The 20,773-nt window shown below is 59.2% G+C and carries 23 protein-coding genes; 7 read left to right on the forward strand and 16 right to left on the reverse strand.

From position 1 onward, the window contains the following. The first annotated feature begins 27 nt into the window (after positions 1 to 27). Complete coding sequence (locus ACR3E6_RS01775; protein ID WP_209832295.1) at positions 28 to 270, forward strand: CDGSH iron-sulfur domain-containing protein; 243 nt, start codon at positions 28 to 30, stop codon at positions 268 to 270. On the opposite strand, the gene ACR3E6_RS01780 is transcribed toward ACR3E6_RS01775, so the two are convergent. The 5 genes from ACR3E6_RS01780 to ACR3E6_RS01800 all read right to left on the reverse strand — a co-directional run bounded on the left by ACR3E6_RS01780 (position 271) and on the right by ACR3E6_RS01800 (position 2,208). Next, on the reverse strand, positions 271 to 531 hold the full coding sequence (locus ACR3E6_RS01780) for a DUF6455 family protein (RefSeq protein WP_171634351.1): 261 nt from the start codon (positions 529 to 531) through the stop codon (positions 271 to 273). It lies immediately after the preceding gene. Continuing rightward, a complete protein-coding gene (locus ACR3E6_RS01785; protein WP_171634354.1) occupies positions 531 to 800 on the reverse strand; it encodes a DUF6455 family protein in 270 nt (89 codons plus the stop codon). Before ACR3E6_RS01785 ends, ACR3E6_RS01780 begins: the two co-directional genes overlap by 1 nt. Positions 801 to 814: 14 nt before the next feature. After that, the gene (locus ACR3E6_RS01790; protein WP_171634356.1) at positions 815 to 1,066 is read right to left on the reverse strand and encodes a DUF6455 family protein; all 252 of its coding nucleotides are present in this window, start codon (positions 1,064 to 1,066) and stop codon (positions 815 to 817) included. 69 nt (positions 1,067 to 1,135) lie between these two features. Next, positions 1,136 to 1,504: a YigZ family protein gene (locus ACR3E6_RS01795; protein ID WP_171206242.1), complete on the reverse strand. Its 369-nt coding sequence runs from the start codon at positions 1,502 to 1,504 to the stop codon at positions 1,136 to 1,138. Continuing rightward, positions 1,501 to 2,208 (reverse strand): M48 family metallopeptidase, encoded by a 708-nt coding sequence (locus ACR3E6_RS01800; RefSeq protein ID WP_171634361.1) that lies wholly within the window; start codon positions 2,206 to 2,208, stop codon positions 1,501 to 1,503. The genes ACR3E6_RS01795 and ACR3E6_RS01800 overlap by 4 nt, the downstream gene beginning before the upstream one ends. A gap of 120 nt (positions 2,209 to 2,328) precedes the next feature. Between ACR3E6_RS01800 and ACR3E6_RS01805 the strand changes: the two genes are divergently transcribed. Further along, positions 2,329 to 2,577 (forward strand): hypothetical protein, encoded by a 249-nt coding sequence (locus ACR3E6_RS01805; RefSeq protein ID WP_170346090.1) that lies wholly within the window; start codon positions 2,329 to 2,331, stop codon positions 2,575 to 2,577. Here ACR3E6_RS01805 and ACR3E6_RS01810 read toward each other — a convergent pair. Next, positions 2,565 to 2,840, reverse strand: coding sequence for a DUF167 domain-containing protein (locus ACR3E6_RS01810; protein ID WP_171722767.1), 276 nt, complete (start codon positions 2,838 to 2,840; stop codon positions 2,565 to 2,567). The genes ACR3E6_RS01805 and ACR3E6_RS01810 overlap by 13 nt on opposite strands. Positions 2,841 to 2,975: 135 nt before the next feature. On the opposite strand from ACR3E6_RS01810, the gene ACR3E6_RS01815 reads away from it, so the two are divergent. Both ACR3E6_RS01815 and ACR3E6_RS01820 read left to right on the forward strand, forming a co-directional pair. Further along, complete coding sequence (locus ACR3E6_RS01815; protein ID WP_171722766.1) at positions 2,976 to 3,554, forward strand: nitroreductase family protein; 579 nt, start codon at positions 2,976 to 2,978, stop codon at positions 3,552 to 3,554. Continuing rightward, positions 3,551 to 4,249, forward strand: coding sequence for an EI24 domain-containing protein (locus ACR3E6_RS01820; RefSeq protein ID WP_171634371.1), 699 nt, complete (start codon positions 3,551 to 3,553; stop codon positions 4,247 to 4,249). Before ACR3E6_RS01815 ends, ACR3E6_RS01820 begins: the two co-directional genes overlap by 4 nt. A gap of 6 nt (positions 4,250 to 4,255) precedes the next feature. Here the strand turns inward: ACR3E6_RS01820 and ACR3E6_RS01825 are convergent, their stop codons facing one another. Then, on the reverse strand, positions 4,256 to 4,528 hold the full coding sequence (locus ACR3E6_RS01825) for a DUF1467 family protein (protein WP_117867937.1): 273 nt from the start codon (positions 4,526 to 4,528) through the stop codon (positions 4,256 to 4,258). Between the two features lie 24 nt (positions 4,529 to 4,552). Continuing rightward, positions 4,553 to 4,957: a methylmalonyl-CoA epimerase gene (mce, locus tag ACR3E6_RS01830; RefSeq protein WP_170346086.1), complete on the reverse strand. Its 405-nt coding sequence runs from the start codon at positions 4,955 to 4,957 to the stop codon at positions 4,553 to 4,555. A gap of 136 nt (positions 4,958 to 5,093) precedes the next feature. Between mce and ACR3E6_RS01835 the strand changes: the two genes are divergently transcribed. Further along, the gene (locus ACR3E6_RS01835; RefSeq protein ID WP_171634374.1) at positions 5,094 to 5,813 is read left to right on the forward strand and encodes a response regulator; all 720 of its coding nucleotides are present in this window, start codon (positions 5,094 to 5,096) and stop codon (positions 5,811 to 5,813) included. Positions 5,814 to 5,985: 172 nt separating this feature from the next. Here the strand turns inward: ACR3E6_RS01835 and aspS are convergent, their stop codons facing one another. From aspS to ACR3E6_RS01855, 4 genes are all read right to left on the reverse strand, one after another. After that, positions 5,986 to 7,764 (reverse strand): aspartate--tRNA ligase, encoded by a 1,779-nt coding sequence (aspS, locus tag ACR3E6_RS01840; protein WP_480485547.1) that lies wholly within the window; start codon positions 7,762 to 7,764, stop codon positions 5,986 to 5,988. Between the two features lie 77 nt (positions 7,765 to 7,841). Then, entirely contained in the window at positions 7,842 to 8,495 is a 654-nt protein-coding gene (locus ACR3E6_RS01845; RefSeq protein WP_480485549.1) for a CPBP family intramembrane glutamic endopeptidase, read from the reverse strand. Between the two features lie 14 nt (positions 8,496 to 8,509). Next, positions 8,510 to 9,157: an aminotransferase class IV family protein gene (locus ACR3E6_RS01850; protein ID WP_480485551.1), complete on the reverse strand. Its 648-nt coding sequence runs from the start codon at positions 9,155 to 9,157 to the stop codon at positions 8,510 to 8,512. After that, a complete protein-coding gene (locus ACR3E6_RS01855) occupies positions 9,112 to 10,239 on the reverse strand; it encodes an aminodeoxychorismate synthase component I (RefSeq protein ID WP_480485553.1) in 1,128 nt (375 codons plus the stop codon). The genes ACR3E6_RS01850 and ACR3E6_RS01855 overlap by 46 nt, the downstream gene beginning before the upstream one ends. A 177-nt stretch (positions 10,240 to 10,416) precedes the next feature. Here ACR3E6_RS01855 and carB point away from each other — a divergent pair, with 177 nt between their 5' ends. Continuing rightward, the gene (carB, locus tag ACR3E6_RS01860; RefSeq protein ID WP_171634390.1) at positions 10,417 to 13,761 is read left to right on the forward strand and encodes a carbamoyl-phosphate synthase large subunit; all 3,345 of its coding nucleotides are present in this window, start codon (positions 10,417 to 10,419) and stop codon (positions 13,759 to 13,761) included. A 53-nt stretch (positions 13,762 to 13,814) separates the two neighbouring features. Here carB and ACR3E6_RS01865 read toward each other — a convergent pair whose 3' ends face one another. The 4 genes from ACR3E6_RS01865 to ACR3E6_RS01880 form a co-directional block, all read right to left on the reverse strand. Further along, positions 13,815 to 14,675 carry a hypothetical protein gene (locus tag ACR3E6_RS01865; RefSeq protein ID WP_480485555.1) on the reverse strand — a complete coding sequence of 287 codons (861 nt, stop codon included), beginning with the start codon at positions 14,673 to 14,675 and terminating at the stop codon, positions 13,815 to 13,817. Between the two features lie 248 nt (positions 14,676 to 14,923). Then, a complete protein-coding gene (locus ACR3E6_RS01870; RefSeq protein ID WP_171634396.1) occupies positions 14,924 to 17,965 on the reverse strand; it encodes an efflux RND transporter permease subunit in 3,042 nt (1,013 codons plus the stop codon). 11 nt (positions 17,966 to 17,976) lie between these two features. Then, on the reverse strand, positions 17,977 to 19,014 hold the full coding sequence (locus tag ACR3E6_RS01875) for an efflux RND transporter periplasmic adaptor subunit (protein WP_210092729.1): 1,038 nt from the start codon (positions 19,012 to 19,014) through the stop codon (positions 17,977 to 17,979). Beyond that, on the reverse strand, positions 19,011 to 19,478 hold the full coding sequence (locus tag ACR3E6_RS01880; RefSeq protein WP_171634400.1) for a MarR family winged helix-turn-helix transcriptional regulator: 468 nt from the start codon (positions 19,476 to 19,478) through the stop codon (positions 19,011 to 19,013). Before ACR3E6_RS01880 ends, ACR3E6_RS01875 begins: the two co-directional genes overlap by 4 nt. A gap of 159 nt (positions 19,479 to 19,637) precedes the next feature. Here ACR3E6_RS01880 and ACR3E6_RS01885 point away from each other — a divergent pair, with 159 nt between their 5' ends. Then, the gene (locus ACR3E6_RS01885) at positions 19,638 to 20,762 is read left to right on the forward strand and encodes a beta-ketoacyl-ACP synthase III (protein WP_171722760.1); all 1,125 of its coding nucleotides are present in this window, start codon (positions 19,638 to 19,640) and stop codon (positions 20,760 to 20,762) included. Positions 20,763 to 20,773: the final 11 nt, after the last annotated feature.

A 20,773-nucleotide genomic window follows, 5' to 3' on the forward strand; every position in this document is an offset into this window, starting at 1 on the left:
GAATTCATCCAAAGACGGAGAAGCCATATGTCAAACGCACCCATCATTGCCCGAAAATCGCCTTTTCCGGTCGAGGTCGTCGAAGGGAAAACCTATTTCTGGTGCGCCTGCGGCAAATCCAGCCGCCAGCCGTTTTGCGACGGATCGCACAAAGGCACCGGGTTAGAGCCTGTGAAATATACTGCGGAAAACAGCAAAAAGGCCTTCTTTTGTGGGTGCAAGCAAAGCTCGAAACCGCCTTTGTGCGACGGAACGCACAACGGGCTTTGATCAGGTTTTCAACCCATTCAGTATCTCGGCATTGGGGCAAAAATCCGGGGCAGTGGTCGCTGTGCCCTGTTGCCGGGCAAGCCAAAACTCGCATTGTACGTCACATCCGGCAGCACGGCACCGCGTGACAAGCTCGGCGTATTTTTCGGGTGAAAGACGTCCTTCGGCCATCGCTTCGGTCATTGAAATGCCCATACAGCGTGACACCGAGCGCGTAAGCCAAAAGTGCTTTTCGATTTCCCCCAACGTGACCTGAGACATCAAGCGTTCTCCACCTGCTTGGTTTTGAGGGCAGTAAAGTACTTGCGATTCGGGCATGTCGTCGGTGCCTGTTCAACCTGCTCGCGCCGTTCCAACCATTCCGGGCAGTCCCTGGCCCAGGAACAGCCGCGACACTGCTGCACGATTTCAGCCCATTCTTGCTGTTTCAGATGACCTTTCCGATAGGCCGCAGCCAAATCGGTTCCGGTTGTTTGCCCCATACGCAACACCAAGCGCAGATGGGTCATGATTTCGCCCAGATGTGTCATGGCAGACCTTTGTGTCAAGGCAGGAGATTGTGAAGCAATTCCTGATTTCGGCAGTATTCGGGCGTCCGCCGGGCAGATCCGGGATTGTTCAGCAAACTCTTGCAGTGATCCGGGTTCGGGCAGTCGGTACAGCGCAAAACAGCATCAGAAATCTGGTCCACGGAAACGGACCCGTCAATGGCGGCTTCCTCAAGATCAATGTCCAGCATTCTGGCCATATCGTCCACCAATCCGGCATGCAGCCGCAGGGTCTCGTGGGAGGGCATGCTGTTTCCTTTCGCTTTCACGCTGTGTCCAAAGGGTAGCGCATCTGCGAAGGCAAACATTGACTCAGGTCAAGATTGGACGCCGATGTGATCCAGATAGGCTCGCGTGGCATCCTGAACACGGCGAAAGCGGTCCCCGCCCAGTTTCTTGCCGCCATACCAGCGCGTCACGATTATTACGTGATTTTTCAGCCCGGCGCGTTCGATCATCCGAAGGATCACCATGCCCGCGCCGCTTTCCCCATCATCAGCTTTCAACGCGCCGGTCGGCAAAGCCGCAGCCCAGGTGTTGTGGGTGGCCTTGGCATAGCTCTTGTCGGATTTCAAATCGTTCAGAACGGCATCGATTTCAGCCCGCGTCGTGACCTGCGCCCCAGACACCGCGTATTTCGAGCCGCGATCCGTCATGACAACACCCAAGCATGTAAGTTCGGTCATTGGGACAAACCCAATTGCTCTGCTGTTTCCCGCACGATCTGCACACGTTGTGCATTTGGTGGGTGGGTTCCCAAAAACCTGTCACCAGGATCCGGGATGCGATCAAAGAATCTTGCCCCGACCAACGGATTGTATCCCGCATTATACGTGATGATGGTTCCCAACTGGTCTGCCTCCAGCTCAAAGTCTTTCACATAAGCCTGAACGCCAACCTGCGCGCCCAGCTTTTGTGCCTCTTCAATGGCGGCGGCATCCCCGCCGCGCAACTCTGCCACCCGCCCGAACTCAGCCGCGCTGGCGCTGGCGATTTCACTCTGCCTGCCGATATGCCCCAACACGTGGTGGGCTGCTTCATGCCCCATGACAAACGCCAGTTCATCCGCGTTCTGGGTGGATTCGATCATCGAGCGGGTGAATATGATCACCGGCTGCTTGTTTTCATCCAGCGTCTGGAATGCATTGACCGAAGCCTGAGGGTTCAGGTCGACAAGAATCCGAAAGTCGCAATTCTGCCCGGTCGTCTGTTTCAGACACTGGCTGCGGGCTTCCGCTCCAACAGCGCGACTGACCTCTCGGAAGGTTTGCACCATCGGTTCGGCCTCTGGCTCGTCCCCCAGCCATTCCTCGGCGGGTTGGACGCGCAAGGCCCCCCCTCCACATGCCGCAAGCAGCAGGGACAGCAATAAAACAAACCATCTGTGCATGTCATATCCTTTGAGACCGAATGGCCGTGATTTCAACATAGTACGCCCGTGCCGGCGAAACCACACCACCGGTTCAACGAACGGCTTGCATTGCGCCCCAGCGGCTTGCACTCTGGCCTCATGTTTACGATTGAGCATGAATTCGACTCGACGGTCATTACGCTTGTGGACGAAGGTGAACAACCTTTGCAGGAAGATGTGGTGATCAACAATTTCGCGGAATGCGTCACGCTGGAACAACTTGATCCCCGCACCGATCAAATACAGAAGATCACGTTGTCACCCGAGCAGGTGCGGGATCTGGCGGCCGCGCTGGATCTGCCCGAAGGTGTTTATCAAATTCGCGAAACCGGACCTCAGGGGTCATAGGAAAACAGCTTGATCCGTGCGGCTGGCCCCTGCTTCAGCGTCAGGGTCGAGGGCGCGACGCCAAGACATTCTGCAAGCAGCAACTGCACGGCCCTGTTGGCCTTGCCGTTTTCCGGCAGGGCCGTAACGGATACCCTGATCTGCCCGTCTTCGACGCTTACCCGATCGCGGGCCGCCTTGGGCGTCACCTTCAGTTTGAACACGGCCCCGGCCTGCGCCATTGCGCTGAGATCCGGCAGATCGCGCAGTTTGGTTTTCGCCATTGTCTCCTCTTTTTTCTCAAAGTCTTGCACGAAGCACGTCGTAATGAAATTGATCCACGCAATCCATTGGCGTGCCCTTGAAACGGGCAGAATACCGACCAAGATACAGAGTCCCGATGTAAAGGAAGTTAACATATGTCCCTGAAAAACCCCGCCGCTCTGGAGTTTTTGCAGTCGCGCCGGTCCCGGCCGGCCAAGACACTGGTTGCTCCGGCCCCAACCCGGGAAGAGTTGCTGCCGTTGCTGACGGCCGCAGCCCGCAGCCCCGATCACGGCAAACTGGAGCCCTGGCGATTTATCGTTCTGGAAAAGGGCGCCATGTCACGCCTGGCGACCCTGACCGAGGCCTGCGGACAAAGGCTGAACAAGAGCCCGGAAGACATCGCCAAAGCGCGCAGCCAGTTCGATATGGGGCATCTGGCCGTCGCGGTCATCGAGGTTCGCAAACAATCCGAAAAGATTCCGGCCATCGAACAATCCTACTCTGCTGGCGCGGTCTGTCTGGCGCTGCTGAATGCCGCGCTGGCTGCGGGCTGGGGCGCCAATTGGCTGTCGGGTTGGCAAACACATGATCGCGAATTCTGTGTCGATGCTTTCGGGCTTGCCGAAAACGAACGCGTGGCCGGTTTGATTCATATCGCCACCGAGGGAGCGACCCCGCCGGAACGCCCGCGGCCCAACGTGGCCGCGTTGACAGAGTGGGTTTCGGAATGATCATCCTGAACGCCTTTTTCAGCGCACTTGGCCAGACCGGAGACCCCAGGTTTCGCGCCGTATTGCTGCGCGGCGTGGGCCTGACCATTCTGCTGCTGGTTCTGGCCTGTGCAGGTGCGATTTGGTTGATCAACTGGCTGTCCGGCAGCGAAATCTCACTGCCGTTTGTGGGAGCTGTGCCGTGGCTGAACGACGTTCTGAACTATTCCGGTATCGTGCTCGTTCTGATCCTGCCCGTTTTCCTGATGGTGCCGGTCGCGTCGGCCATCACCTCGATCTTTCTGGACGAGGTGGCCCAGGCGGTTGAGGACAAACATTTTCCGACATTGCCGCCCGCACGGCGCATCCCGGTGTCAGAGGCGCTTATGGACGGTCTCAGCTTCCTTGGCCTTCTGATTGTGGCAAACCTGCTGGCGCTGATCCTCTATGCGATTTTCACCCCGCTTGCGCCTTTCATCTTCTGGGCGATGAACGGATTTTTGCTGGGGCGTGAATATTTTACCCTTGCCGCGATGCGAAGGATCGGGCGCGACGGCGCGCGCAAACTGCGGGCCAAACATTCAACGACGATCTGGGTGGCGGGCACACTGATGGCCATTCCGCTTTCAGTGCCGCTGGTGAACCTCGTGATCCCGATCATCGGGGCCGCCACGTTCACCCATATCTATCATGCCTTGTCAGGCCAAAAGGCCTGACGGGGATTACCTTGGCTCCAACTGGTTCAGCCAATCGAAATCCCGCACCGAGATCACGCCCGACAGGATGATCCCGGCGATGATCGCCCACAGAACCACAGAGATACCGGTGGTGATCCACATCTTTCTTTTCATGTGATGCACTTCCGGCGCGCCCGCATGCGTGCCGGGAACGATGTCGCCCAGATCGCCCTGGGTTTTGATGCGAATGGGCAGCACCACCAATAACGTCATGAACCAGATGACGGCGAACAACACCAGCGCGGCAGTAATGGTCATTTCAGGCCCTCCGGGGCTGGGGGGTTATACCTGCTCCAGCTCGACCAGGCAGCCGTTGAAATCCTTGGGGTGCAGAAACAGAACCGGTTTGCCATGCGCACCGATCTTGGGCTCACCTGATCCCAGAACCCGGGCTCCGGTCGCTTTCAGATGATCACGGGCCGCGATGATATCCTCGACCTCGTAACATACATGGTGGATGCCGCCGGCCGGGTTCTTTTCCAAGAACCCGTTGATCGGGCTGTCGTCACCCAGTGGATACAGAAGTTCGATCTTGGTGTTGGGCAGTTCGATGAACACGACCGTGACACCATGATCCGGCTCGTCCTGCGGCGCGCCGACTTTGGCGCCCAGCGCGTTGCGGTATTGCTCAGACGCCGCCTCAAGATCCGGTACGGCGATGGCGACGTGGTTCAGACGTCCAATCATGTCTCACTCCTGCTGTCCTGCGTTGCATGGGTTATGGGGGCTGATCCGCCAAAGGACAAGTGCGCCAAATCGCGCGTTAACGTCGTGTTAGCCAGAAGTTCCTAGCGTGAAGCATCTGCTGCATAGGAGAGCTGCCATGGACGATTCGGGCCTACTTGCCACCACCGCCGCCGCGCCTACCGCGACTCGACCCTTGCTGGGTCAGACCATATTGGTTGTCGAAGACAGCCGGTACGCTTGCGATGCCATCCGCCTGATGTGCCTGCACAGCGGCGCGCGCATTCGCCGTGCGGATTGCCTGAAATCGGCCCGAAGGCACCTACAGATCTATCGGCCTTCGGTTATCCTGGTCGATATGGGCCTGCCGGACGGTTCCGGCGCCGACCTGATCGCCGAATTGGCCGAGGCCACGCCCCGTATCAGTGTCATCATGGGCCTTTCGGGCGATGACGGCAGCGAAGACATGGCTCTTGCGGCCGGCGCGGATGGTTTTTTGTCCAAGCCGCTAAAATCAATGTCCCATTTTCAGAAATCCATTCTGGAACGCCTGCCAGAGGACCGGCGCCCCAGCGGGCTTCATGCCGTGCGCGATGAAATCATCCGCCCGGACCCTCTGGCCTATCAGGACGACATGGCCCATATCGCCGATGTGCTCGCAGGTCCCAACGATCACCGTACATTGGACTACGCCGCACAGTTCCTGCACGGCGTCGCGCGCGAAGCAAATGACAGGCCCTTGGCGGAAGCAGCGCGAAAGCTCGCATTGTCACGCGCGAATGGGACGCCGATCATGGCGCAGGCGGCGCAGGTTGCCGGGATGGTGCAGAACCGACTGGAACAGCGAGAGGCGATTTGAAATGGTGACAGCGTATTTCATCACTGCAACCCTTTTGTGCATCTGGCTGTACCGCCAAACACGGCAGGCCGCGCGTTCCATCCGCGTCAACCGAACCAATCTGAAAGACCCGCTGGACTGACACAGACTGCCTGCGTGCAAAAAAACCGCCCGCGACAAGCGGGCGGTTTTTTTACTGGTCCTGAGGGATAATGCGAAGACCCAGCTCCATCAACTGATCCGAGGTCGGGTCCGAAGGTGCGTCCATCATCAGATCTTCGGCTCGCTGGTTCATCGGGAACATCATGACTTCGCGGATATTGGCCTCATCTGCCAACAGCATCACGATCCGGTCGATACCAGCCGCGCATCCACCGTGTGGCGGGGCGCCGTAGTGGAAGGCATTGAACAGGGCACCAAAGCGGGATTTCACTTCATCCTCGCCATAGCCCGCCAGTTCAAAGGCCTTCAGCATGATTTCCGGCTTGTGGTTCCGGATCGCGCCTGAAACCAGCTCGTACCCGTTGCACGCCAGATCATACTGGTAGCCGCGCACATCCAGCGGGTTGCCCTGCAACGCCTCCATACCGCCCTGCGGCATCGAAAACGGGTTGTGTTCGAAATCGATCGCGCCGGTTTCCTCGTCTTGCTCATAGATCGGGAAATCGACGATCCAGGCAAAGGCAAAACGGTCTTTTTCGGTCAGGTTCAATTCCTCACCGATCACGTCACGCGCCTTGCCGGCAACCTTTTCAAAGGCTTTTGGCTTGCCGCCCAGGAAAAACGCCGCATCGCCAACGCCCAGACCCAGTTGCTGACGGATTGCCTCGGTGCGTTCGGGGCCGATGTTCTTGGCCAGCGGTCCCGCAGCCTCCATCCCCTCACCCTGATCGCGCCAGAAGATATAGCCCATGCCGGGCAGACCTTCCTTCTGGGCAAAGGCGTTCATGCGGTCACAGAACTTCCGGCTGCCACCGGTCGGCGCGGGGATCGCGCGGATTTCGGTGCCTTCCTGTTCAAGCAGCTTGGCGAAGATCGCGAAACCGGAACCGCGGAAGTGGTCGGATACAACCTGCATCTTGATGGGGTTCCGCAGGTCCGGCTTGTCGGTGCCGTACCACAGCGCCGCGTCCTTGTACGAGATCTGCGGCCAGTGCTGATCGACCTTGCGGCCACCGCCAAACTCTTCGAACACGCCGGTCAGAACGGGCTGGATCGTGTCGAACACGTCCTGCTGTTCAACAAAGGACATCTCGAGGTCGAGCTGATAGAAATCGGTGGGCGAGCGGTCAGCGCGCGGGTCTTCGTCACGGAAGCATGGTGCAATCTGGAAGTATTTGTCGAAGCCCGACACCATGATCAGCTGTTTGAACTGCTGAGGTGCCTGTGGCAGCGCGTAGAATTTGCCCGGGTGCAGACGCGACGGCACTAGGAAGTCACGCGCGCCTTCGGGCGACGAGGCGGTGATGATCGGCGTCTGATACTCGCGAAAGCCCTGATCCCACATACGCTTGCGCATGGAGGCTACCACGTCCGAGCGCAGGGTCATGTTCCGCTGCATCGCCTCGCGGCGCAGGTCCAGATAGCGATAGCGCAGACGCGTTTCCTCGGGGTATTCCTGATCGCCGAAGACCATCAGCGGCAATTCGTCGGCGGCCCCCAGAACTTCCAGTTCGCGCACGTAAACCTCGATCTCGCCGGTGGGCAGTTTCGGGTTCACCAAGTCCGGGTCACGGGCTTTGACGGTGCCGTCGATACGGATGCACCATTCGGACCGCACCTTTTCAAGCTCGGCAAAGGCGGCGCTGTCGCCGTCGCACAAGATCTGGGTTACGCCGAAATGGTCGCGAAGATCGATGAACAGCACGCCCCCATGATCTCGAACCCGATGCACCCAACCGGACAGGCGAACGGTTTCTCCGACATTGGCGGCGGTCAAGGCGGCGCAGGTGTGGCTGCGATAGGCGTGCATGGAATATCCCTTCGGGCGCAGAATTCGTCGCGCCGATACACCCTGTCAGCCCCGGAAAGTCAAGGCGGGTTGCCCCTTCAAAACGGCCTTTGCACATTGCCCGAGTAGAAATATACGCCCAGCCCCACCGCAAAAATGATATTGCCCGCAATCGCGTGCAACAACACCGCATAGAAGAATGACCCACGCTGCCGGTAGGCCCATGTGAACAGCAGGCCGCCGGCGAATGTCATCAGCGCGACGATCCAGCTCCAGTACATCAGGTGCGCGAACGAGAATATGGCCGCGTTCAGCAGATAGGCCGCACGCCCATCCGGAAGGATCGCGTGATAGCGGCGAAAAAACAGAGGACGGAACAGCAGCTCTTGCGGCAGCGCTGACAAAAGTGGGTAGCCGACCCAGATGAAGGCCAGCATTTCGGGGCGCTGCACAAGCAGGAAGAACGCGGCATCCGGGCGCGTGATCTGAATCAGACCAACACAAAAGGCAGCCACGATGGCAGAGAACAAAGCCACCTCGCGCAGGGTCCAGTTGGCCCAGTCATAACGAAGTTCGGCCCATTGAAACCCGGGCGTCCGGTGCAGCAGCACGATACCAAGCCCGGTCAGCGCAAACAGCGCCGGAAACATCCAGTTCGGAGGGAAAAGAACAGCGATCAGCAGCGGCAAGCCAATATAGAACAGGCCAAATTCCAGCCGCAGCCGCAACAGTGAAACCGGCGGTCCGATCATCGTGCTGTTTTTTGTCACCCGACTATCAGCTCCACCTCGATCAGTCCGCGCAGTGAATTTCCGATCCGCACAGTTTGCGCATTTTTCAGGTCGGTCAAGGTCAGCACAGCTTCGGTGACCGCTTTATTTTCCAACAGTTCTTCGCGCAGTATCCCCGGCAAGAGCCCACAGGACAGAGCGGGCGTCAGAACCCGGCCATCAGGCATTTCCAAAAACAGGTTCGTAATGGTGCCTTCACAAAGCTCATCCAGTTCATTCAGAAACAACAGTTCGTCCACCCCCTCGGGCAGCGCTGCGCGCGCGGCATCATAGAGCGCACGGCGCGTGGTCTTGTGACGCAACCACAGGTCATTCGAAGCCAGACGCTGATCCGACAGAGCGACGCGCCAGATTCTGGGATTGTCCACCAGTTCGCCGGTCGACAGATCGAACGATCCCGACACATCCAGCGTAAGGCGGCAACGCAGCGGGGTGTCACAAGCAGCGCCATTCAGTCGGGCGGTCGCTTCATCGGGGTTGAAAGGAATCTCGAACACCCGCGCAGTACGGGCCATTCGTGCAAGATGGCGGTCCAGCCTGACAAAGCCCTGATCTGGGCGGAAGGCCAGTGTTTCAATCAGGCTGAAATCAGGTTCAGCGGGCGGGCGAAGCGGGCTTTCCATAACGCCTCCTCATACTCTGACGGGGCGGTGCTGTCCCAAACGACACCGCCACCTACGTTCAGAGTGGCCTGATCATCCTCAAGCATCAAGGTGCGGATGGCCACGTTGAACTCGGACCGACCATCAGGCGCGGCCCAGCCAATCGTCCCGCAATAGATGTCGCGCGCCCATGGCTCCAGTTCCGCAAGAATTTCCATCGCGCGAATCTTGGGTGCTCCGGTGATCGACCCGCAGGGAAACAGTGCCGTCAGAATTTCACCCAACCCCACGCATTTGTGCAGCTGCGCCCGCACCAGCGAGACCATCTGATGTACGGTGGCATAGGTTTCCACCCGGAACAGGTCAGGCACATGAACGGATCCGGGCAGCGCGACGCGACTGATATCGTTGCGCAGCAAATCAACAATCATCAGGTTCTCGGCCCGATTCTTTTCGTCCGCGCTCAGAAAAGCTCGGCGGCGCGCATCCTCATCCGGGTCTTCACTGCGCGGTTGCGTGCCCTTCATCGGCCGGGTTTCGATCCGCCCACCCTCATCGGTGCGGAAAAACAACTCCGGCGAGCGGCTGAGCAGATCGGGCAGCCCATCCTGCTGCACCAGTGCTCCGTGGCCCACTGGCTGCCCCACCGCCAGCGCGGCATAGAGCGTTTCGCTGTTGCCCGAGACGGACAGATCAATCGGAAATGTCAGATTGGCCTGATAGATGTCGCCGGCACCGATGGCGTCATGCACGGCCCTGAAGGCCTTGCCGTAGCGCGCTTCATCCCAGCGCGGCCGGAATGCGCCCACTTCACCCGCAGGCGACGGAAGGGCGACACGATCCGGTGCATCATAGACCCCAAAGCACAACAAAGGCAGGCGTCGTTCTTCCGGCAATAGACCATTGAGCCGGGGTTCAAGCGCATAGCCCAGCTCGTAACTGGCATACCCTGCCAGCCAGGCACCGCCTGCGCGCGCCTCGTCCAGCGCCGCCAGAGCCTGGGGCACGTCCTCCGCCACATCCGCGCGGATCACCTGAGACGGACGCTGAAACCGGGTTCCTCGCCCGGCCGGTCCCTGATCGAAACGAATACGCACTTGCATCCTCATTTGCCGTGAGGGGCCATATAGAGAATACTCTGCCAAGTGAAAGAGGGGAAAGCGGCAATTTCGTCCCTGTTTCCGATACCTCTTGCACCTTTTTGCGCGGTCCCTATAACGCAGGACAATTTGGGCGCTGGGGCGGTGCCCTGACTCGCGGACAATCGAAGGAACAAGGCCATGCCGAGAAGAACCGACATCCAGTCGATCATGATCATTGGGGCGGGCCCCATTGTTATCGGTCAGGCCTGTGAATTCGACTATTCCGGTGCTCAGGCCTGCAAGGCCCTGCGCGAGGAAGGATACCGGGTCATTCTGGTGAACTCGAACCCGGCGACGATCATGACCGACCCCGGTCTGGCCGACGCCACCTATATCGAGCCGATTACACCCGAAGTGGTCGCCAAGATCATCGAGAAAGAACGCCCTGACGCCCTGTTGCCCACCATGGGCGGACAGACCGGCCTGAACACCTCTCTGGCACTGGAAGAAATGGGCGTGCTGGACAAGTTCGGCGTCGAGATGATCGGCGCCAAGCGCGATGCCATCGAAATGGCCGAAGACCGCGCCCTGTTCCGCGAGGCGATGGACCGGCTGGGCATCGAAAACCCCAAGGCCGAGATTGTGACCGCCCCCAAGGACGAGAGCGGCAAGAAAGACCTGGACGCTGGCGTGGCGCTGGCGCTTGAAACCCTTGAAACCGTGGGGCTTCCTGCCATCATCCGCCCGGCCTTTACACTGGGCGGCACCGGTGGCGGCGTGGCGTATAACCGTGAGGATTACATCCATATTTGCCGCTCGGGTATGGATGCCTCGCCCGTGGGTCAAATCCTGATCGACGAAAGCCTTCTGGGCTGGAAAGAATACGAAATGGAGGTGGTGCGCGACACTGCCGACAACGCCATCATCGTGTGTTCCATCGAAAACGTCGATCCGATGGGCGTGCATACGGGTGACTCGATCACCGTGGCCCCTGCCCTGACGCTCACTGACAAAGAATACCAGATCATGCGCAATCACTCGATTGCCGTGCTGCGCGAAATCGGTGTCGAAACCGGCGGCTCAAACGTGCAATGGGCGATCAACCCGGTCGATGGTCGCATGGTCGTGATCGAGATGAACCCGCGCGTGTCGCGCTCGTCGGCGCTGGCGTCGAAGGCGACCGGTTTCCCGATTGCCAAGATCGCCGCAAAACTGGCCGTGGGCTATACGCTGGACGAGCTGGACAACGACATCACCAAAGTCACCCCCGCCTCGTTCGAGCCGACAATCGACTATGTCGTGACAAAAATTCCGAAATTCGCGTTTGAGAAATTCCCCGGTTCCGAACCCTATCTGACCACCGCGATGAAGTCGGTGGGCGAGGCGATGTCGATTGGCCGTACGATCCACGAATCGATGCAGAAGGCACTGGCCTCGATGGAATCGGGCCTGACCGGCTTTGATGAGGTCGAAATCCCCGGCCTGAACGTAGGCCTCTGGGACGAGGCCGACGACAAGGCCGCCGTGATCAAGGCGATCAGCCAGCAGACACCCGACCGCCTGCGCACCATTGCACAAGCGATGCGCCATGGCCTGAGCGATGACGAGATTTTCGGCGTCACCAAGTTCGACCCCTGGTTCCTGGCCCGTATCCGCGAGATCGTCGAGGCCGAGCGTCAGCTCCGCAAGGACGGCCTGCCTGTCACCGAGGATGGTATCCGCAAGCTGAAAATGCTGGGATTCACCGATGCGCGCCTGGGCAAGCTGACGGGCCGTGACGAAGACAACGTCCGCCGAGCGCGCCGCAATCTGGGCGTTTCAGCGGTGTTCAAACGCATCGACACCTGCGCCGCCGAGTTCGAGGCGCAGACACCTTACATGTACTCAACCTACGAAGCGCCCATGATGGGCGAGGTCGAATGCGAGGCGCGCCCGAGCGACCGCAAAAAGGTCGTCATTCTTGGCGGCGGCCCAAACCGCATTGGTCAGGGCATCGAGTTCGACTATTGCTGCTGCCACGCCTGCTTCGCGCTGACCGAAGCGGGGTATGAAACCATCATGATCAACTGCAACCCCGAGACGGTTTCGACCGATTATGACACTTCGGATCGCTTGTATTTCGAGCCGCTGACCTTTGAACACGTCATGGAAATCCTGACGAAGGAACAGGAAAACGGCACGCTGCACGGCGTCATTGTTCAGTTCGGTGGACAGACACCGCTGAAACTGGCCAACGCGCTCGAGGCCGAGGGCATCCCGATCCTGGGCACCACGCCTGACGCGATTGACCTGGCCGAAGACCGCGAGCGTTTTCAGGCGCTGGTCAATGAACTGGGGCTGAAACAGCCCAAGAACGGCATCGCCTCGACCGACGCGCAGGCGCTGGAAATCGCCGAGGAAATCGGTTTTCCGCTGGTGATCCGCCCGTCCTACGTTCTGGGCGGCCGCGCGATGGAGATCGTTCGCGACATGGACCAGCTGCGACGCTACATCAACGAGGCCGTGGTGGTCTCGGGCGACAGCCCCGTTCTGCTGGACAGCTATCTGGCTGGCGCGGTCGAGCTGGACGTGGACGCGCTGTGCGACGGCACCGATGTGCATGTGGCAGGCATCATGCAGCATATCGAAGAGGCCGGCGTGCACTCGGGCGACTCGGCCTGTTCGCTGCCGCCCTATTCGCTGTCGAAAGAGATCATCGCGCAGATCAAGGATCAGGCGTTCAAGCTGGCCAAGGCGCTGAACGTTGTCGGCCTGATGAATGTTCAGTTCGCGATCAAGGATGATGAGATCTACCTGATCGAGGTCAACCCGCGCGCCTCGCGCACCGTGCCGTTCGTGGCAAAGGCCACCGACAGCGCGATTGCGTCCATCGCCGCGCGCGTCATGGCAGGCGAAAAGCTGGCGAGCTTCCCGCAGCGTCCGCCCTACAAGACCGTGGACGACACAAAGATCGCGGATCAGATGACGCTGGCCGACCCGGACATGCCATGGTTCTCGGTGAAAGAGGCGGTCCTGCCCTTCGCCCGTTTCCCGGGCGTCGATACCATCCTTGGCCCGGAAATGCGCTCGACCGGCGAGGTCATGGGCTGGGACCGCGATTTCCCGCGCGCCTTCCTCAAGGCGCAGATGGGCGCGGGCATGGTGCTGCCGACTTCGGGCCGGGCCTTTATTTCGATCAAGGATGCCGACAAGGGCGCGGCGATGCTCGAGGCCGCACAGGTTCTGGTCGAACAAGGCTTCACGCTGGTCGCCACCCGCGGCACGCAAAGCTGGCTGGCGGAACAGGGTGTGCCATGCGATGTGGTCAACAAGGTCTATGAGGGCCGCCCGGACGTGGTCGACATGCTGAAAGACGGTCAGGTTCAACTGCTGATGAACACCACCGAAGGCGCGCAGGCGGTCGAGGACAGCAAGGCCATCCGGTCCATCGCGCTTTATGACAAGATCCCGTATTACACTACGGCCGCTGCAAGCCATGCTGCCGCTCTGGCGATCAAGGCGCAGGCCGAAGGGGATGTCGAGGTGAAGTCGCTACAGGGATAAGCGCCGTGGCTATCAGCGTTAAGAAGCTCTGGATATGCTCCAGAGCTTCCTCATCATTCTGCCAAAGGGATGTCTTTCCAAACGGCGGTTGATCTGCTTTGACCTTCAAAAACTTCCAATGCCAGAAATCCTTTGTGCCCACCGCTCGGCAGGTCGAAAGCAATATCTACACGCTGGGGGATACCCGCGGACAAATTGCCCCCGACAACCCAGTTTTTTTGTGAACCAACTTTGAATTCTTTCGCCTGGACCCATTCCGCCGTCGGCAATGCCAGGCGAATTTTGTCTCCTCTGGCCTGAAAGTGATATGACGCGGCATCTTCCGGTTCCAAAAGCATGGTGCAGGAAACCCGCACGCCCTTTCCTGCACATCCCACGAGGTTCGCTTTGGTCGACCCGAAATACTGCGGTTCAAAATCTGTCGAAAAGTCGCCAGTGACTTCGATAGGAGCGCGCGGACTCAGTGCCGCCGAGCTACCAGCAGCCCCGGCTTCCCCCTTTGGACCCACCGGGCCTTGCGGACCTGCCAGTCCCTGTGGTCCGCGCAGCTCATCCAAGTGGTTCTGTACTAAAAAAGCTGCCACAGCCTCTACAGAAGCGGCTTGTCCTTGCCCGACAGGCTGTTCCTCAAGATCGCTAAGGCGTTTTTCCAGCAACGTAAGATCAACCGGTGCTCGTTCGCCGATGGCACTCAACGCGTCGCGCAACGAAGATATCTCCTGATCCTTTAAAGTGAGTTCTTCGTCTATTTGTTCAAGATCTGCCTCGAGACGAGAAATTTTTGCAGCAAACTGGCTAAATCCCAAATCCTGCTCACGCGCGTTGGCTCGTTCCCCATCAATGTATGTGTATAACAAGGTCCCTATACCGACCAACCCCCCAGCGACGCCCGCCACGCCAATTTTGTTATCCATTGAATTCCTCGTGCAAATTCCTAACACACTGAAGCAAATGAAGAAGAGCCTGGCAAGCCTTGCGTTTCTCGATGAGCGGCGACCATCGTCAAGCAACGAGTTCCATGAAGGCCGCCCCTCAGGTGACCATTCTACGACCCTCCCGACGCCTTCTGATCTGAGTCACTTTGAATGGTTCGGTACGATTAAACTGGCACACAAGGATCGGTGTGTTTTAGCTGGGATTCCATTGCAATCTTGAAAAGGGATCACACCGTTGCAAGTTGGCGTTTTTCATCGCCCGCGAAGAAAAGCAGGTAGAACACCGGCGCGGCGACCATTGTTAGGACGGTCGCAAAAGCCAGCCCGCCCATGATCGTCACCGCCATCGAGACGAAGAACGCATCGGTCAGCAGCGGCGCCATGCCCAGAATAGTGGTGATCGCAGCCAGCATCACAGGACGCAAACGCGAGACCGAGGCTTCGACGATGGATGCGCGCAAGGGTTTGCCCGTGGCGCGAACCAGGTCGATCTCTTCCACCAGAACGATGCCGTTCTTGATCAGCATGCCCGACAGGCTGAGCAGGCCCAGAAGGGCCGTGAAGGTAAAGGGCAGCCCTGTGCCCAACAGGCCGATGACCACGCCGTTGACCGACATCGGAACCAGCAGCCAGATGATGATCGGCTGTCGGATCGCGTTGAACAGCAGAACCGAGATCAGCACCATGATCAGCAGGCTCAACGGCAACTGTTTGCCCAGGCTTTCCTGCGCGTCACGCGAGTTTTCGAACTCACCGCCCCACTCCATCTTGTATCCGGGGGGTAATTCGATTGCCTCGATGGCGTCCCGAACTTCGGCGTGTACCTGAGCCGCCGTCAGGTCGGTCGGGATGTCCGCGCCGACGGTGATGGTCAGAACACGATCGCGGCGATGAACCAGCGTATTGAGGGATTTGTACTCGAATCCATCGACCATCTGTTCGATTGGTACAAATTTCCCGGATTGGTCCGAATACACCACCTGATCGACGATGGAATAATCTCCGTCCGCCGGACGACGCAAGATGATGGGGATCAGGCGGTCACGTTCCCGCAGCACACCGCCCGTGATGCCATCGGTCGAAAATTGCAGCGTGGCCGCAATGTCTTCGCGCGTAACACCCGCGGTCTGGGCCCGTTCTGTGGCATAGATCGGCTGCACCGCCAGTTCCTGTTCGCGCCAGTCATGATGAACCAACAGCGCGTTGGGCGACGCCGCCGCCATGCGCCGTACGGCCTCGTCCGCAAGTTGACGCAGGACCACCGGATCGCTGCCCGAGAACCGGGCCTGGATCGGATCACCGCCACCGGGGCCAAACACCAGGCGCTTGGTTCCGAACTCGCCTTCGGGGAACTGGACCGACCCGAACGCTTCCAGATCCGCCTGCAAGGCCGGGATGTTATCCAGACTTTCCGTGCGGATGATCATGTGACCATAGCTCGGGTTCGGTTTTTCCGCCGAATAGGTCAGCATGAACCGGGTTGCCCCCTGACCGACGAATGTCGTGACCGAAACCACGTCATCGCGTTGGGTCAGCCAATCTTCGAATACCGCCATGTCCTGAGCCGTGCGGGCAATCGGCGTGCCCTGAGGCAGCTTGTAATGCACAAAGAACAAAGGCGTGTTCGAGTTGGGGAAGAATTGTTGTTTCATCAACCCGAACCCGGCATAGCACGCAACGGTTACGCCGATGAGACCCGCAACAACCAGCCACCGGAAGCGGAGCGCAAACCGCAGGATCGCGCCATATGTGCGGAACAGGATGCCCCCGTAGGCGTCGATCTCACCCTCCTTGCCCTGCTTGAAGAAATAGTGCCCCAGCAAAGGCGTGACCGTGATGGCAAGTATCCAGCTGAGCAGCAGCGAAATGCCGATCACCGCAAACAGGGAAAACAGAAACTCGCCCGTCGCATCCGGGCTGAGCCCGATCCCGGCAAAGGCCATGATGCCGATCACGGTGGCCCCAAGCAGGGGGATCTGGGTTTTGGACGCCACATCCTCAGCCGCATCGCGCGAGGATTGGCCACGCAACATCGCGATCTGCATCCCTTCGGCCACCACGATGGCATTGTCCACAAGCATACCCATGGCAATGATCAGCGCACCCAGGGAAATCCGTTCCATCTCGATCGAGAACAGTGACATGAACAGAAGCGTGCCGACCACGGTCAGCAACAGGGTCGAACCGACAACGATGGCCGCGCGCCACCCCATGAAGATACCCAGCACAGCGACCACGATGGCCACTGACATGGCCAGATTCACCAGAAAGTCGTTCGAGGCCTGCTCGACCACCACATGTTGCTGATAGATCGGCAGAATATCGACACCGAAGGGGATATTCGCATCCAGCTCGGCGAATTTGGCGTCAGCTCGCTTGCCGACCTCGACGATGTTTTCCGTCGCCAGACCGGCGATACCGAGGGTAAAGGCTTCGGTCCCGTTATAGCGGATCATGATGTCCGGATCGTTCTGACGGGCGCGATAGACATCGGACATGTCGAACAGGTTGATCACCTGCCCTTGCGAACCGACAGACAGGCCCGCAATGGCCGAGACACTGTCCGAACCCTCGGCCGTCAGAATGGTGGTGCGGGCATCTTCAGACCGCAAAGACCCCGAGGAATTCACCGAATCCGCGTTGGCAATGGCTTCGTTGATCGCTTGCAGCGGGACGTTCTGGTTCACCGAGATCGCCAGATCGGGCTCTACAAAAATCGCCTCGTCCGGCAGGCCCTGAACCTCGACATCGGCGACGCCGTCCACGGTCAGCAGTTCGCGACGCAGAAACGTTGCCAGTTCATGCTTTTCGGCGTCCGAAAACCCTTCGGCAGTCACCGCATAGAACAGGCCGAACACATCACCGAACCCGTCATTCACATAGGGTTGGCTGACACCCGACGGAAGCCCGCGGGCGGCATCGCGCACCTTGGCCCGCAGGCGGGTCCAGATATCGGGCAGTTCGGTGCCGTCGTAGGTCGACTTGATCTCTACTTCGATCAGCGATTGTCCGGGTTGGTTGACAGAGGTTATGACATCCACCTCGCCCATCTGCTGGATCGCGGATTCAAGGGGTTCGGACACTTCAAGCGCCACCTGTTCCGCCGTGGCACCGGGATATTGCGTGGCGATGACCGCGTTCTTGATGGTGAAAGCCGGGTCTTCCAAGCGACCAAGCGACGTGAATCCCCAGATGCCACCAAAGAGGGCAATGAGGATGATCAGCCATGTGTAAAGCGGTCGATCAATCGAGGCGCGCGCGATGTTCATCTGTCTGCCCCTCAGTTCGCGAAGCCGGTGAACCGGCGCACGGACTGACCGTCTGTCAGCACAGCACCGCCAGCCACAACAACTTCGTCACCGTCGGACAAGCCTTTCAACACCCGAACATCGCCCGACTGCGTGGGTTCGATTGTCACCGGAACGCGGCGGACCGTGCCTTCATCCGCGCCAGCGGGAGAGAACACCATGACGCTAAGCTCACCTGTTGCATCCGCAATGACGGCCGTCGCCGGCACGACGATGCCTGTGCGCTCATCCCGGACCTTTACGTTGACGGTGACGGACGAGCCGGGAAGAATTTGCAGCCCCTCGGGCGGGGTCAGGCCGAACTGAATGCGGAAGGTCTGCCCGACACTTGAGGTTTCAGCGTCGAATTCACGGATTTCCAGCGGGAAGACTTCATCACTTACGGGGAATTTGGCGGTGATGGTGATATCGTCGTTCTGGCCCGAGCGTTGAAACAGGATCTCGGGCACGTCCACCTCGATGCGCAGTTCGGACATGTCGTGGATGCGGACGATCGGCGTGCCCGCCGATACGGTGGTGAAAGCCTCGACCGCGCGGCTGGAGACCAGCGCGTCAAATGGTGCGGTCAGAGTCGCGTGTTCCAGTTCGTATTCGGCATCGCGCAGTGCGATCGCGGCCAGTTGCGCTTCGGTCTCCGCGTCATCGACCGCCACCTGGCTGGCCGTGGTGCCCCGCAAACGCGACAGGCGTGCGACGGTTCGGTCGGCCTGTTCCTTTTGCAGCTGCGCCCGCTCAAGCCGCAGTTCGAACGGCTCCTGATCCAGTCGCGCAATCAGGCCGCCTTTGGGGATGACAAACCCTTCGTTGACCGGCATTTCGACGATCTGACCGGCAACCTGAAAGGCAAGATCGACCGTCTGCCGCGCGGCAACACGACCGAAGAACTGGCGGGTGAAGCCGGGCGTTGTTTCGTGCACCTGCATCAGCTTGACCGGCTTCGGAGTATCTTGAGCGGTAATCGGAGTTGCCAGAACGGCCAGTGCAAGGCCCAGAGAGGTCAGGAGTTTCATTTCTTCAGTCCCTCGGGAATTCCCGTTTTCAAAACGTTGTCACGGATTTTGCGCGCCAGTCGCGCGAATTCGGCTGTTTCTTCGTCGTTCAGGCCCGAGGCCCTGTGAAAAAGGTCTCCGGCCTCGGCCACCAGCATGTTGCGGGCTTCTTCGCCACGCTCGGTCAGCACCAGCAACCAGGCGCGGCGGTCTTCGGGGTCACGCTCGCGCATGAGATAGCCGGCTTTTTCCAGCGAATCCGCGGTGGCGGTGATTGTGGACGGTACACTCAGCATATCCGCAGCCAGAACCCCCATGCGTTTCGGCTGATCCAGCTTGATCAGCATATGGCATTCGGGGTGGCTCAGGTCTGTTTCGATACAGTCGAAGGTCTCTTCCAGTTTCCAGTACAGGGCATAGACGCCCATGATCGCCTGAATCTCGGGGCTGAGGCGGCCAAGCCTGGTGCTGATATCGTCGGGCATCGGGGATCTCCGCGCGTTTGGAGCGGTCATATACTTCAGTTTCTGAACTATTCAAGATATGAAGCTACAGCTTTATGCACATTCCCTTAGGTCAACATACCTTGATCAAATCACACCGTGACTGCATTTTGGGCAAATCCGAAACACTCAGGGCTCGCCATGTATACCCCCGCCATCACCGGTACCGGTGTCTTCACGCCGGAAAACGTCATCACCAATGCCGAGCTTGTCGAAGCATTCAACGCTTATGCCGACAAACAGAACGCGAAGAATGCCGAAGCCATCGCCGCCGGGCAGATGGAGGCGATGCAGCATTCCTCGGAAGAGTTCATCGTCAAGGCGTCGGGGATCGAAAACCGCTACGTGATGGACAAGGCCGGGGTGCTGAACCCGGACGTGATGCACCCGACGCTGCGCCAGCGCAGCGATGACGAGCCCGGGATCATGACCGAGATGGCAGTGGATGCCTGCAGGAAGGCGCTGGCGCAGGCGGGGCGCACAGCGGCGGATGTCGATCTGGTGATCTGCGCGGCCTCGAACCACGAGCGCGCCTATCCGGCGATTGCGATCGAAATTCAGCAGGAACTGGGGATCAACGGGTTCGGCTTTGACATGAACGTCGCCTGTTCTTCGGCCACGTTCGGCATTCAGGCCGCGGCGGATATGGTGAGGTCTGGATCGGTGCGAGCGGCGCTGGTGGTCAACCCCGAGATCTGCTCGGGCCATCTGGAATGGCGCGACCGGGATTGTCATTTCATCTTTGGCGATGTGGCGACGGCAACGCTGATCGAGCGGATCGAAGACGCCAAAGGCCCGCATTTCGAAATCCTGTCGACCCGCTGTGCTACTGCGTTTTCCAACAATATCCGCAACAACAACGGCTTTCTGCGCCGCTCGCGCCCTGACGGGCTGACCGACCGGCGCGACATGCAGTTCATGCAGAACGGTCGGAAAGTATTCAAGGAAGTACTGCCGATGGTCAGCAAGCATATCAGCGACCACATGGATGCCGAAGGGGTCAGAAACTCTGATCTGAAACGCCTGTGGCTGCATCAGGCCAACAAGACGATGAACGACTTCATCGGCAAGAAAGTTCTGGGCCGCGAACCCGAGCCGGGCGAGCAACCCAACATCCTTCAGGATTATGCCAACACGTCTTCTGCGGGGTCGATCATCGCGTTTTCTAAGTATTCCGACGACTTGCAGGAAGGTGATCTGGGCCTGATCTGTTCCTTCGGCGCCGGGTATTCCGTCGGTTCGGTGATCGTGAAGCGCCACGCCTGACGGTTGATCTT

Source organism: Ruegeria sp. AL3 (assembly GCF_056536065.1).